Here is a 13565-nt window from a genome sequence, read left to right as displayed (position 1 = left end):
CCGAAACGTCGGACCGCCCCAGTGGGGAGAGGGGGAAAGGGAGCAGATCCCCATGCTTTTCAAACCTGAGTTCGACTCGATTTCTCAGGTCGATGTAGCTCGAAAGAACAACTGGGTCAGTCCCCTCGCCCCTTGGGGAGAGGGTTAGGGTGAGGGGCTGGATCTCAAGCCGATCACACCATCAAGGCTTCTTCTTACGCGGTCCAGTATTAAACACCGGCACCTTCCGCACAGGCTTGATCGAAGGCTCCGGCGCCGAAGCATCCCCACTCTCGACCCATTTACCCAGGTTGCGTTTACCGCCACCGGAAGTCTTCGGCTTCTTCGGTTTTTTCGGCTTCTTGACCACCTGACCGCTGGCATCGGTATCCGGCACCCGGTGCTCAGGCTCGAAATCATGCTCCATCTGGCGAGGCAATGTCTGACGGGTCAACGTCTCGATGGCCGACAGCAGATTCACTTCATCAGCGCAGACTAGCGAAATCGCCTGCCCGGTTGCTCCCGCGCGACCGGTACGACCGATCCGGTGGATGTAGTCCTCCGCCACGATCGGCAGGTCGAAATTGACCACCAGTGGCAAATCTTCGATATCCAGACCACGGGCCGCAACGTCGGTGGCCACAAGAATCTGCACTTCACTGGCCTTGAAACGGTCCAGCGCACGCTGACGGGTTGCTTGAGGTTTGTCGCCGTGGATGCCATCGGCATTGACGCCAAGGCCCTGGAGTTTTTCCACCAGCGCGTCCACGCCATTACGGGTCTTGGCGAACACCAGCACCTGCTTCCACTTGCCCTTGCGCAGCAAATGGATGAACAGCTCCGGCTTGCGCTTCTTGTCGACCGTCACCACCCATTGCTTGACGGTGTTGGCAGCCACGTTGCGCGGGCTGACTTCAATGCTCAGTGGATCGTTGAGCATTTGCCCGGCCAGCAAGCGGATCGCGTCGGAGAACGTCGCGGAGAACAATAGCGTCTGACGTTGCTTGGGCAGCACGCGGTAGATATTCCCCAGTTCCTCGGAGAAACCCAGATCAAGCATGCGATCGGCTTCGTCCAGAATCAGGGTTTGCAACTGATTGAACTTGAGGGCCTTCTGGCGATACAGGTCGAGCAAACGACCCGGCGTCGCCACCAGCACGTCAACCCCCTTGCGCAGCTTCATCATTTGCGGGTTGATGCTGACGCCGCCGTACACCGCGTAAGTGCTCAACGGCAGGTTCTCGGCGTACTGACGCACGGCTTCGTGAACCTGTTCGGCCAGTTCGCGGGTCGGCACCAGGATCAGTGCGCGCACCGAGTTAGACACCACTTTCGGCCCTTCCATGGCCAGCAATTGCAGGAGCGGCAGCGCGAAGCCGGCGGTCTTGCCCGTCCCGGTCTGGGCGGCGGCCATCAGGTCGCGACCGGCCAGCACCGCCGGAATGGCTTGCGCCTGAACCGGCGTCGGGGTCTGGTAGCCGAGCGTCTCGAGAGAGCGCAGCAAGGGTTCGATCAGGCCAAGGGAGGCGAAAGTCATGGGATTACCGTAGGAAAATTCAGCGCGGGTTTTTCAAAACAAGTGTGCAAAACAAGATGCAATGGCGCGCAGTTTACCCTAATTCACGCTCGATTCTGTCTGCACCACGGCAGCAGGTCGTACCGGAGCCCGGCGCCACTGCGGCAAACCGATCAACACCACGGCGCTGATGATCACCAACATGGCCAGCGCTTCTTCGATCCCGATGGTCTCGCCGACAAACACGATCCCCAGCAACACCGCCACCGCAGGGTTGACGTAGGCATAGCTGGTGGCCGCCGCCGGCCGCACGTTTTTCAACAGATACATGTAGGCGTTGAAAGCGATGATCGAACCAAAGAAAGTCAGATAGGCCAGGGCCGCCCAACCTTCGATCGGCGGCATGGCCTCCAGATGCTCACCGCTCAATGCACTGCCGATCAACAGGACCACGCCGCCCATGAGCATTTCCACAGCGCTGGCCATCGCGCCCTGAGGCAGCGGCAAGTGTTTGCTCCACACCGAACCGAATGCCCAGGAAGCGGCGGCGAATATCAGCAACGCGGCACCCAACGGGCTCGATTGCAAGTTGGAACCGAGGTTGAGCATGGCAATGCCGATCAGCCCGAGCACAATCCCGGCCCATTCGAGACGGGTATTACGCGCGCCCCAGAAGTATCCGCAGAGCAAGGTAAACAGCGGCACCGTCGCCACCGCCAACGCAGCCACACCCGAGGCGACACCCATGTGTTCGGCCACGCTCACCCCGCCGTTACCGCACGCCAGCAGCAAAACCCCGATGATCCCGGCGGCTTTCCACTGCGCCCAGGTCGGTGCCGGAGCCCCGCGCCAACGCAGGAACGCGTACATCAACGTCCCGGCGATCACGAAGCGGATACCGGCGAGCAGCAACGGCGGCCAGTACTCAACGCCGATGCGAATCACCAGGTAAGTCGAGCCCCAAATCACGTACAAGGCGAAAAAGGCAGCGATCAACGGTAAGGGAAAACGACGTAAGCCAGGCATGGGGTAGCTCGTAGGCAAGACAAGTGAACAGCTATTCTAGAAAGGCCAGCGGCGTAAAATAAGTTACAAAACCTGTTTATAGCGCCGGTACACTTTTCAAAACACGGAGATCACCGCTATAAACCGTGTTTTCGAAAGTCAGTCATTTTTCAGGAATCCGACGATGGATAAATACGACCGCATGCTCCTCAGCGCCCTGTTGGAAAACGGTCGTGCGTCCTACGCCGACCTAGCGCGCAAAGTGAACCTGTCCGCTCCGGCCGTGGCCGAGCGCGTCGCCAAACTGGAAGCCTGCGGGGTCATCACGGGTTATCAGGCGAAAGTCGACATGGCCAAGCTTGGATTGCCGATCCAGTGCGTCATCGAACTGCGCCTGAACCAGCACGGTAATCAGAAGGCCTACGACGACCTGATCAAAATCCCACAACTGACCGAGTGCCATCGGGTGACGGGTGATCCGTGCGTGATCATGCAGGCTGCGGTGGGTTCGATGCCGGAGCTGGAAGAGTTGATCAACCGGATCGCCAAGTTCGGGTTCAGCAAGACGTCGATTGTGCTGTCGAGCGCCATCGAGAAGCGCGTGCCGCTGGGACAGCTGGAGGGGAATGGCAAATAGTTCTCCTGTAGGAGCTGAGCTTGCTCGCGATGGCGGCGTGTCAGTCACCATCAATGTTGACTGTTAAACCGTCATCGCGAGCAAGCTCAGCTCCTACAGGGGATTTGTGGTGGGTCTTAGAACCCGCGATAGCGTTTGAGATGTTCGCCTACTTTCGCCGCCGGCACTTTCTGCAAGCTGACCAGCAGATCATGGGACAACTCCCGCAACCCGTGCTTTTGCCGCAGTTCCTGGGCCAAATGCGCCGTCAGGTTGGCGGCCATTTCCGCATCGGCCATGGCCCGGTGAGCCTGACCGGTGTGAGGCAATTTGGCGTACGTGGTAAGCGTGCCGAGCTTGTGGTTCGGCGCAGCGGGCATCAAACGGCGGGCGAGTAGCAGCGAGCAGGCAAAGTTCTGCAAGCGTGTGCGTTTGATACGCCCCAGCTCAAAGTCCCAGAACTTCTGGTCGAACGCGGCGTTGTGGGCCAGCAGCGGTGTGATGCCGACGAATTCGTTGACTTCGTTCATCACCTGCTCGGCCGATGGCGCGGTGCGCAGCATGGCGTTGCTGATGCCGGTGAGTTGTTCGATAAAGGCCGGGACGCGCACGCCGGCATTCATCAGGCTTTGGTAACGCTCGACAATGCGCCCCTGTTCAAGGATCACCACGGCAATTTCCGTGGCCCGGCAGCTGCTGCTCGGGGAGATCCCGGTGGTTTCAAAGTCGATGACTGCTATGCGTTCCAAACCTGTTTCAACTCCGTAAAAATCAATTCTTGAGCAGCAACGCGCCTTCGATCGGCACGTAGCGGCTGGCGGCGCGGATCAGCGAGTTGGCCGTCAGGCCCGGCACGCCGTAGGCCACGGCTTGCACCCCGTGCTTGGTGATGATGCGCTCCAGCAACATGTCGAAATCACCGTCACCGGAGGCCAGCACCACTTCGTCGACATGATCGGCGGCGTCCATGATGTCGAGGGTGATGCCCACGTCCCAGTCGCCCTTGGCCGAGCCATCGCTGCGCTGGATGTAGGGCTTGAGCTTCACGACGAAGCCGAGGTTGCGCAGGATCTGCTGGAATTGCTGCTGTTTGCTGTCGCCGCGATCGATGGCGTAGGCATAGGCCTCGACGATATCGCCCTGCTTGCTGATATCAGCCCACAGCGCGGCATAGTTGAAATGGCAACCATAGGCCTGACGCACGGTGTAATAGAGGTTCTGGACATCGGCGAACACTGCGATTTTTTTCACCGGTCATCCTCGTTGGCGCGCCGGAGCGCGGGCAGGATCAGGCACCAGGCCCGAAAAGTTGCCCAGTATGCCAGCCTGAAGGATTGTTCCGCGAATAATCGGCCCGAAGCGCCGCAGCGCTCCGGACGAATGGCGTATCAGACGAAGGAATCGTCGTCGCCGCCGAAGAACGATGAGCTGTCATCGCTGTAGTCGGCGTCGGTAAAACCGCCCTGGTCATTGGAGTTGTCAGCCACGCGCAGATCTTCGCCCGAGCCGTTGTCACCGCTCTGATCGTTGACCTGAGCCGGTTCTTCCTTGATCACTTCAGCTACTTCCGGCTGCTGATTTTGATGGAACAGGCTGCTGATGCCTTGCGCCAGCATCACGCCACCGGCCACACCAGCGGCGGTTTTCAGCGCACCACCGAGGAAGCTGCCGCCGACAGGCTGTTGCGGCGCGTAATTCTGCTGAGGCGGCGCTGCACCGAAGTTTTGCTGAGGTGGCTGCGAGTTGAACGACGACCGCGCCGGTTCACGCCAGCCGCCACCGCTCGATGCCGGTGCGCTTTGGGTCGGCGCTGGCTGCGGATCACGGGAACCGCCACCAAAGATGCTCGACAAGAAGCCACCGCTGCTCGGCGCCGCAGCAGCCGGCTGAGCCTTGGCCGATTGCAGTTCGGCCTGCAATTGCTGGACTTGTTGGGCGAGCTGTTTGTTCTGTTCGTCGAGGCTCTTGATGGCTGCCTCTTGCACCAGAATCGCCTGGGTCATGAAATAGCCCGCCGCAGGCTGGCGAGTCAGGTGTTCCTTGATCCGCACCTCGGCCTGGGCGTCGCGCGGGGCTGAGTCCGTTTCGGCCTGTTGCAGCCGGGAAAACAGTCCATCGATCAGGGTTTGTTCTTCGCTGTTCATGGCGACCTCGTAGATTGCCGGGAATATCGTCGCCCTTGTCCACTGTGGATAAGGTGCTCATCCGTAATGGAGGCTGATACAGGATGTTTCAATGGTCTTTACCGAACGTTTACGTTTGCGCCCCAAAGCGCTTCATCGGTTAAAGTGGGCCACTGCTTTCAACCTGCGATACCGACTGATGAATTCGTTAGATGTGCTGCGTGACTCTCTATATTTCTTCAAGCGCAATCTGGGCCAGATCGTGCGGCTGTGCCTGCCGCTGGTGATCTTCGAAGCGCTGGTGCAACAAATGGTCGATCACTCCACCGAGCCGGACAGCTTTCCCGGTATCAGCGTGATGGTCGGTTTGCTGGTTTATCCGCTGTACACCGCCGCGCTGATCCTGTTTCTCGATGCCCGCAGTCGTGGCGAAACGCCGCGCAATCGCGACCTGCTGGCGAGGGCCGCCTACCTGTGGCCGCGCTTCGCTTTGCTCACCGCCCTCAACACCCTGCTGATTCTGATCGGCCTGTCGCTGTATTTCCTGCCGGGCATCTGGCTGATGGTGACCCTGGCGTTTGGCGAGTACCTGCTGGTGTTGCGGGGCTTCTCACCATTGGCGGCAATGAAGGAAAGCCTGCGCCTGACCCGCGGCAACTTCCTGCGCATTCTGGTGTGCATTCTCTGTGTGATGGGCCCGTTGTGGGTGCTTAAGGGCGCGACCCTTGCGGTCTATCCCGAACCGCAGAACCCGGTGATTTCCCTGCTGATCGACAGCGCTCAGAGCTTCCTGCAACTGTTCGTCAGCGTGGTGCTGTTCCGCTTGTTCATGCTGATCGACGATGTGCCCGAGAAAATTGACGGCCCGCTCTGACTAGACGACGCGCAACTTGTAGCAGCTGGCGAAGCCTGCTGCTACAAAGGGAACTCGTTTCGGCCAATTGATGTGCAGGCCGTTTCACTCTTGGGATTAAACCCGACGCTCGGTTATGCTCGGGGTCAACTTTTGTAACGCTATAAGCCGAGCCATGACCCGTCTACTGCGCTACACCCTGCTGGGCCTGTTGACCGTGACCGGCCTGATTGCCCTGATCTACAACCTGACCTGGCGCCCCGAAGCCAAGGAAGCCTTACCGGTCAGTTGCAACGCCCAGGCACCGACGCTGGTGCCCGGTCAGGCGCTGAAGGTGATGACCTGGAACGTCCAGTACCTGGCGGGAAAACGCTACGTGTTCTGGAATGACCTGGCGGGCGGCAATGACGAAAAACCTACGCCCGAAGACATGGCCTTCAGCCTCGATGAAGTGGCGCGGGTGATCCGCGACGAGCAACCGGATGTCGTGCTGTTGCAGGAGCTCGATGAAGGCGCCAAGGCCAGCGATTACCAAAACCAGTTCAAGCTGCTTCAGGAGCGAGTCGCGGACTTGTATCCGTGCAGCGCTCACGCCTTCGACTGGAAAGCCGATTTTGTGCCTGAGCCGCACATCTTTGGCAGCGTCGGCCGGCAGCTGGCCACCCTCAGCCGCTACCAGATCGAACATGCCGAACGCCTGCAATTACCGGTCGGACCGGCCAATTTCATCTCCCGCCAGTTCAAACCGAAAAACGCCTTGTTGGTCTCGTATCTGCCGTTGAGCGGCGGCGGTCAGATTGCGGTGCTCAACACCCATCTGGACCGCGTTACTTCGACAGACGAAACGCTGCAATCTCAGGTGACAGCCATGGTCAAAGTCCTCGACAAGTTCGAAAGCCGCGGCACGCCGTGGTTGATCGGAGGGGACTTCAACCTGTTGCCGCTCGGGCAATATCGACGCCTGCCCGACCAGCAACGTACGCCCTACTCCGCCGACAGCGCGCTGCATGTGCTGTGGGACAAATACCCGATGATCCCGACCAACAACGAAGCCAGCGGCATCGACCGGGCGCGGTGGTTGACCCATTACCCGAATGATCCGGGCTTGAACGGCCCGGACCGAACTGTCGACTACCTGTTCTACAGTCCGCGGATCAAACGGGTCGAGGCAACGGTGAGACAGGACGACACCTTGCGAATCTCCGATCACTTGCCGGTGATTGCCCGTTTCCTGCTGCCTGCAACTCCTTAACAACTGGAACCTGTAGGAGCCGAGCTTGCTCCGGGCGGCGCTCCGACGATAGCGGTGTGTCAGCCAACATCAATGCTGAATGTCCCGGCCTCATCGCGAGCAAGCTCGGCTCCTACAGGTATTGGGTGCATCTCAATGCTCTTCCTCCAGCTCGTCGTGCAATAGCCCGAAGATCTTGCGCTTCATGTCGATGAACGAGCGCTCCATGACCATGTCCAGGGTCCGTGGGCGTTCGATCGGCACGTCCAGAATCTGCTTGATCCGACCCGGCCGCGCGCCCATCACGTAGACCCGGTCGCCCAGCAGAATCGCCTCGTCGATATCGTGGGTCACGAACAACACGGTCTTCTTGCTGTTACCCCAGACCCGCAACAACAGTTGCTGCATTTGCAGACGCGTCTGGCTGTCGAGCGCGCCGAAGGGCTCGTCCATCAGCAGGATTTGCGGATCGTTGGCCAGCGCCCGAGCAATGGCCACACGCTGCATCATGCCGCCGGACAGCTGCTTGGCGTAGTTGTCGGCAAACCCGGTCAGGCCGACTTCATTGACGTAGTAATCGACGATTTCCTTGCGCTGAGCGGCCGCCATGCCGCGACGTTTGAGGCCGAACTCGACGTTCTGCCGCACGGTCAGCCACGGGAACAGCGTGTAGCTCTGGAACACCATGCCGCGATCCGCACCCGGCCCTTGAACTTGCTGGCCACCGACGTAGATCTCGCCTTCGGTGGGCTCGTTCAATCCGGCGGTGAGGTACAGCAAACTCGACTTGCCACAGCCCGACGGCCCCACCAGCACGGCGAATTGCTGATCCGGCACTTCAAACGACACCTTATCCAGCGCGGTGAACACACCACCGTCGGGCTTTTGATAGCGAAGGCTGACCTTGTCCACTTGCAGTCTTGGCGCGGCATGCACCGGGACTGCTTGTGGCGTGACGAAACGAGGGTTGACGGCGCTTACTGAGCCCATGCGGCGATCCTCAGACGGAGAAAACGGAACAGTTGATCGGTGACCAGGCCCAGCAGGCCGATGATCGCGATGGCCAGGAAAATCACATCCACCTGAAAGCCGCGCATGGCTTTAAGGCTCAAGTAACCCAGACCACTGGAAGCCGCGACCAACTCGGCAACCACCAGGTAAGTCCAGGCCCAGCCCATGGTCACGCGCAAGGTGTCGAGCACACCCGGCAACGACGCCGGGGCGATCACATGCAGCACCGCATCGCGACGGTTCGAACCCAACGTGTAAGAGGCGTTGATCAGGTCTTTGGAGATGCCTTTGGACACGTCAGCGATCATCACCAGTTGCTGGAAGAACACGCCGAAGATGATCACCGAGACCCGCTGCTCCAGACCGATGCCGATCCACAGAATGAACAGCGGCACGAACGAAGTTACCGGCAGGTAGCGGATGAAATTGACCATCGGTTCAAGGAACGCCTGAACGATACGGAAGCTGCCCATCAGCAACCCCAGCGGCACCGCCACCAGCGACGACACGATGAAACCGACCATCACCACTTCGAGGCTGGCCCACACGTGCAGGCCGAGCGTGCCATCGCGGCTCAGGCGGACGGCGGCCTCAACCACCGCGCCCGGTGTCGGCAAGAACATGCCCGGCACCACGCCGCCATAAGACAACCCGGCCCATAGGCCGACCAACAACACCCAGGCCAGACCGCTCGCGCTCCAGATCACCGACACCGGCAAACCGGTCTTGGGCGTGATGCAGCGGCTCAGCCATGAATTGCGCTTGAACATGCAAACCTCCTAGAGCGGGCTGACGAAGCGGTTGTCGATCAGGTCGTCATTGCTGACGTTGTAGGGTTTGCCCTGCAATTCACTGGCGGTCTCGTTGGCCAGTTTGATCAGCCGTTCGCTGTCGCCCGGTTTGCCCGGCGAGCCGAGGAGTTTTTCGCTCATGGCCTGATCGTAGAAGCGCACGCCTTGCGCAGCTGCGGCCAGTTCCTTCGGATCGGCGAGGTAACCGCCGACGCCTTTGGCCATGATTTTGTAGGCTTCTTCTGGATGGTCCTTGGTGTACTGAACCGCTTTGTACAGACCGGCCACCAATGCCTTGACGTCTTCCGGTTGCTTGTCGATGACCGTGCAGTTGAGCGCGACCACGTCGACAATCACTCCCGGTGTACTGCTGCTGTCGATCAGCACCTTGCCTTGTTGCTTGTTGCGAACCATCGACAGATGCGGCTCCCAGGTCACCGCGGCTGGCACGCGACCGGCGATGAACGCAGTGGCGGCATCGTCGGCCGTCATGTTCTGCACGGTGATGTCGCTCATTTTCATACCGTGTTTTTTCAGCAGGTAAGACAGCCAGAACTGCGAGGTCGAACCTTCGTTCACCGCCACGGCTTTGCCTTTTAGCTCCTGCAGACTCTTGACGTCCTTGCCGACCAGAACACCGTCGCCACCATGGCTGTCGTCCAGTGCAGCTACAGCCTTGAAGCAGAATTGCGGGCGGTACTTGAGCACTTCGTCGATGGTCGACGCCGAGCCCGACAATTCACCCGAGGCTTGCGCGGCCATGTACATCGAAGCTTCTTCGACGACGGGCAATTCGACGGTCAAACCGTTTTCCTTGAAATAGCCCAGGTCCCGAGCCAGGTAGAGCGTGCCGTAACCGACCCACGTGGTGTGGCCGATAGAGAGGGTGCCGGCCTGGGCGCTGGTGGCGACCGTCGCGGCGATGGCGGTGACCGCCAGTGGATGAGTGATGCAGTTCAGCAAGGACTTGATCATGGAGCACTCCCAAAGCTGTTGATTTAGTTTTGTCATGGGCAGTACGGCCAGCCGCCTTGGAGAAGTGCTGCCACCTGAGGTCTCTGATGGACCTTTCGGCGAGCAGCGTTTGGCTGACTGGCGAGGTCGATGTTGGCCCAAGGCGGGGATTAGGAAAAATAGGAAATATGTCGATGGGAGTGATGAAAAAACTGGGTAGTGCGCGCTGCGAAAGGGCGGGGTTGACGGGGACGCACGGGATGGGTGCAAAAGGTTAGAAGTGTGTTGAATGGGCTAACGCAATCGCGGGCAAGCCTTGCTCCTACAGGTGTTGTGTCGACCGCAAAATTTGCGTTCAACACATCACCTGTAGGAGCAAGGCTTGCCCGCGATAAGGTCCGCAGGACCTTCAGACAATCTCAGAGCCGGCCGTATTCCTGCGCCGTACGATCGATAGCTTTCAGGGTTTTGCCGACCAGTTCATCCACCTCTTCACGGCTGGCAATCAACGCCGGCGCCATGATCATCCGCCCCAGTGTCGAGCGAATAATCACTCCCTCTTCAAAGCCAATCGTGCGGCAGCGCCAGGCAATGTCGTTCTCATTGGCAAAGCGCTTGCGACTGGTTTTGTCTTCAGCCAATTGCAGCGCCGCCACCATGCCGACACCCTGAATATCGCCCACCAACGGGTGCTTGCCGAACACCTCGCGCAAGCACTGTTGCAGGTACGGCCCGATGTCATCCTTGACCCGCGTCACCACCCCTTCATCACGCAATGCCGTGAGGTTGGCGATGGCCACCGCCGCTGCCACCGGGTGCCCGGAGTAGGTCAAGCCGTGGGCAAACACCCCGCCCTGCTCCACCAGCACCTGAGCCATTTTCTTCGACAGAATCAGGCCGCCCATGGGGATGTAACCCGAGGTCAAACCCTTGGCGATGGACAACGTGTCCGGCTCGAAACCGAAGTGCTCGTGGGCGAACCATTCGCCGGTGCGACCGAAGCCGCCGATCACTTCGTCAGCGCACAACAGCACATCGTACTTGCGGCAGATCCGCTGAATTTCCGGCCAGTAACTCTCAGGTGGAAAGATCATCCCGCCAGCGCCCTGGAACGGCTCGGCGATAAACCCGGCGACCTTGTCCGCGCCCAGTTCGAGAATCTTCGCTTCGAGTTGCTGCGCCGCCCGCAGGCCAAATTCTGCCGGGGTCAGGTTGCCCTCGTGGGCGAAAAAGTACGGTTCATCGATGTGTTCGATGTCCGGAATCATGCCGCCCATTTCGTGCATGAACTTCATGCCACCGAGCGCCGTCGCTGCCAGAGTCGAGCCGTGATAACCGTTCCAGCGACCGATCATGACTTTCTTCTCGGGCTTGCCAAGGATCGTCCAGTAACGGCGCACGGTGCGGATCAGCACCTCGTTGGCCTCGGAGCCGGAGTTGGTGTAGATCGCGTGGCTGTAGTGCCCCGGCAACAGGCTGAACAGCAGCTCTGACAGCTCGATCACCTGCGGGTGGGTGGTGTGGAAAAACATGTTGTAGTACGGCAATTGCTCCAGCTGCCGAGTCGCGGCAGCGGCCAGGTCCTTGCGCCCGTAACCGAGGTTGGTGCACCACAGCCCGGACATGCCGTCGAGGTAACGCCGACCATCGCTGTCCCACAGGTGCAGGCGCTCGCCACGAACCATCACCCGAGGTCCTTCATCGTTGAGCGCTTTCTGATCGACGAATGCGTGGATGTGGTGCGCAGCATCGGCGGCCTGGTAGTCGCGGGTTTCACGTGGTGTGGTCATCGCCAGTTCTCCGTTTTGTTATTAGCGGCTGTTATGAGCGCAGCTGAAACCAGGTGGTCTTCAACTGGGTGTATTTATCGAATGAATGCAGCGACAGGTCGCGGCCGAAACCGGATTGCTTGCCGCCCCCGAAAGGCACGGTCACGTCCAGCGCATCGACGCTGTTGACCGACACCGTGCCCGCCCGCAATTGCCGCGCCACGCGGTGGGCGCGATTGAGGTCGTCGGTCCACAGCGACGCGGCCAAACCGTAGACGCTGTCGTTGGCCAATTGCAAGGCGTGGGCCTCGTCATCGAACGCCGTGACCGCCAACACCGGGCCGAACACTTCATCGCGAAACAGCGGCATGTCCGGCGTCACGCCGGTGAAAATCGTCGGCTGAATGAAGTTGTCGGAGCCGTTGAAAATCGACTGTCGACCACCACAAAGTTTCGTTGCGCCTTGGCGTTCTGCCTGCTGGATGAACGTCATGATGCGCGCGGTCTGGCGGCTGTCGACAATCGCCCCGGCGCGGCTCGACGGGTCCACCGGATCGCCCGGTTGCCAGCATTCAGCGTGCGCCTTGAGGCGCTCGACGAACTCGTCATGAATCGAACGCTGCACCAGCAACCGCGAGTTGGCCGAGCAGACTTCACCCTGATTGAAGAAGATCCCGAACGCGGCTTTCTCGGCGGCCAGATCCAGGTCCTGACAATCCGCAAACACCAGATTGGCGCTCTTGCCGCCGCACTCCAGCCACACCTGTTTCAGGTTCGATTGCGCCGAGTACTGCATGAAATATTTGCCGACTTCGGTGGACCCGGTGAACACCAGGCAATCGACGTCAGGGTGCAGACCGAGGGCTTTGCCGGTCTGCTCGCCGAGCCCCGGCAGCACGTTCAACACGCCTGCTGGCAGGCCGGCTTCCAGCGCCAGCTCGGCCAGACGCAGGGCGGAAAACGGTGACTGCTCGGCGGGTTTGAGGATCACCGAATTGCCCGCCGCCAGCGCGGGTGCGAGTTTCCAGGCAGCCATGTCCAGCGGGAAATTCCAGGGCACCACGGCAGCAACTACGCCCAACGCTTCGCGGGTGATCGTCGCCAATACGTTCTGCGCGCTGGGGGCGATCTGGTCGTAGAGTTTATCGAGGCTTTCGGCGTACCAGCGAAACACCCCGGCGGCGCCCGGCACGTCGATGTTGTAGGCGTCCATCACCGGTTTGCCCATGTTCAGCGAATCGAGCAGCGCCAGTTCTTCGCGATGGGTCATGATCAGATCGGCCAGGCGCAACAGCACTTGCTTGCGCTCATTCGGCGAACGCGCCGACCAGGTGCCGGCCTCGAACACTTGCCGCGCATTGCGCACCGCGGCGTCCACGTCTTCATCGCCGCACGCGGCCACGTTGGCCAGGCACTGGCCGGTGGCGGGGTTGATCGCCGCGAAGGTCTGCCCCGACTGCGCCGCAAGGGGTTTGCCGTCGATCACGGCTTGATCGGGAAACCGCAGCGTAGCGGCTTTGTTTTGCCAGAATGTAAGCTCGAACACGTTCAGATGCTCCATGGGCTTTCTTGTGGATTGGATGGTGGCCCAGGCCTGTGTCCAGGAAAAATAGTAAAAATGTCTTCGCAGACCATGAAAAAACTGGGCAGTCGATCTCCCCGGTGGCGCGGTATGTGGTTATTGTTCAGGCACAACAACACCGTCGTCAGAACGGAT

General features: G+C 60.0%; 13 protein-coding genes. 3 read left to right on the top strand and 10 right to left on the bottom strand.

The annotated features are described in order from the left end of the window. Window positions 1-181 precede the first annotated feature (181 nt). Window positions 182-1516, bottom strand: a complete 1335-nt coding sequence (locus ACYZUA_RS06300) for a DEAD/DEAH box helicase (protein ID WP_461962431.1) — start codon at window positions 1514-1516, stop codon at window positions 182-184. Window positions 1517-1594: 78 nt separating this feature from the next. Beyond that, window positions 1595-2521, bottom strand: a complete 927-nt coding sequence (yedA, locus tag ACYZUA_RS06295; protein ID WP_461962430.1) for a drug/metabolite exporter YedA — start codon at window positions 2519-2521, stop codon at window positions 1595-1597. Between the two features lie 163 nt (window positions 2522-2684). Between yedA and ACYZUA_RS06290 the strand changes: the two genes are divergently transcribed. Beyond that, window positions 2685-3137: an Lrp/AsnC family transcriptional regulator gene (locus tag ACYZUA_RS06290; RefSeq protein WP_008149219.1), complete on the top strand. Its 453-nt coding sequence runs from the start codon at window positions 2685-2687 to the stop codon at window positions 3135-3137. A gap of 116 nt (window positions 3138-3253) precedes the next feature. Here ACYZUA_RS06290 and ACYZUA_RS06285 read toward each other — a convergent pair whose 3' ends face one another. The 3 genes from ACYZUA_RS06285 to ACYZUA_RS06275 form a co-directional block, all read right to left on the bottom strand. Beyond that, on the bottom strand, window positions 3254-3865 hold the full coding sequence (locus ACYZUA_RS06285; protein ID WP_461962429.1) for a 3'-5' exonuclease: 612 nt from the start codon (window positions 3863-3865) through the stop codon (window positions 3254-3256). Window positions 3866-3887: 22 nt separating this feature from the next. Then, window positions 3888-4367 carry a LabA-like NYN domain-containing protein gene (locus ACYZUA_RS06280; RefSeq protein ID WP_046048735.1) on the bottom strand — a complete coding sequence of 160 codons (480 nt, stop codon included), beginning with the start codon at window positions 4365-4367 and terminating at the stop codon, window positions 3888-3890. 137 nt (window positions 4368-4504) lie between these two features. Beyond that, window positions 4505-5260: a DUF2076 domain-containing protein gene (locus ACYZUA_RS06275; RefSeq protein ID WP_461962428.1), complete on the bottom strand. Its 756-nt coding sequence runs from the start codon at window positions 5258-5260 to the stop codon at window positions 4505-4507. Between the two features lie 178 nt (window positions 5261-5438). Between ACYZUA_RS06275 and ACYZUA_RS06270 the strand changes: the two genes are divergently transcribed. Together ACYZUA_RS06270 and ACYZUA_RS06265 are read left to right on the top strand one after the other, a co-directional pair. Beyond that, window positions 5439-6113 (top strand): YciC family protein, encoded by a 675-nt coding sequence (locus tag ACYZUA_RS06270; RefSeq protein WP_461962427.1) that lies wholly within the window; start codon window positions 5439-5441, stop codon window positions 6111-6113. 154 nt (window positions 6114-6267) lie between these two features. Beyond that, window positions 6268-7344, top strand: coding sequence for an endonuclease/exonuclease/phosphatase family protein (locus ACYZUA_RS06265; protein ID WP_461962426.1), 1077 nt, complete (start codon window positions 6268-6270; stop codon window positions 7342-7344). 132 nt (window positions 7345-7476) lie between these two features. On the opposite strand, the gene ACYZUA_RS06260 is transcribed toward ACYZUA_RS06265, so the two are convergent. From ACYZUA_RS06260 to ACYZUA_RS06240, 5 genes are all read right to left on the bottom strand, one after another. Continuing rightward, the gene (locus ACYZUA_RS06260; RefSeq protein WP_461962425.1) at window positions 7477-8313 is read right to left on the bottom strand and encodes an ABC transporter ATP-binding protein; all 837 of its coding nucleotides are present in this window, start codon (window positions 8311-8313) and stop codon (window positions 7477-7479) included. Then, window positions 8301-9104, bottom strand: coding sequence for an ABC transporter permease (locus tag ACYZUA_RS06255; protein WP_008149230.1), 804 nt, complete (start codon window positions 9102-9104; stop codon window positions 8301-8303). The genes ACYZUA_RS06260 and ACYZUA_RS06255 overlap by 13 nt, the downstream gene beginning before the upstream one ends. A gap of 9 nt (window positions 9105-9113) precedes the next feature. Beyond that, window positions 9114-10100 carry an ABC transporter substrate-binding protein gene (locus ACYZUA_RS06250; protein ID WP_461962424.1) on the bottom strand — a complete coding sequence of 329 codons (987 nt, stop codon included), beginning with the start codon at window positions 10098-10100 and terminating at the stop codon, window positions 9114-9116. Window positions 10101-10498: 398 nt separating this feature from the next. Further along, the gene (locus tag ACYZUA_RS06245) at window positions 10499-11869 is read right to left on the bottom strand and encodes an aspartate aminotransferase family protein (protein WP_461962423.1); all 1371 of its coding nucleotides are present in this window, start codon (window positions 11867-11869) and stop codon (window positions 10499-10501) included. A 31-nt stretch (window positions 11870-11900) separates the two neighbouring features. After that, window positions 11901-13394, bottom strand: coding sequence for an aldehyde dehydrogenase (locus tag ACYZUA_RS06240; protein WP_461962422.1), 1494 nt, complete (start codon window positions 13392-13394; stop codon window positions 11901-11903). Between the last annotated feature and the right edge of the window lie 171 nt (window positions 13395-13565).

The sequence above is a fragment of the Pseudomonas sp. LS2P72 genome (genome assembly GCF_054897865.1).
This window is presented reverse-complemented; position numbering and strand designations above follow the sequence as displayed.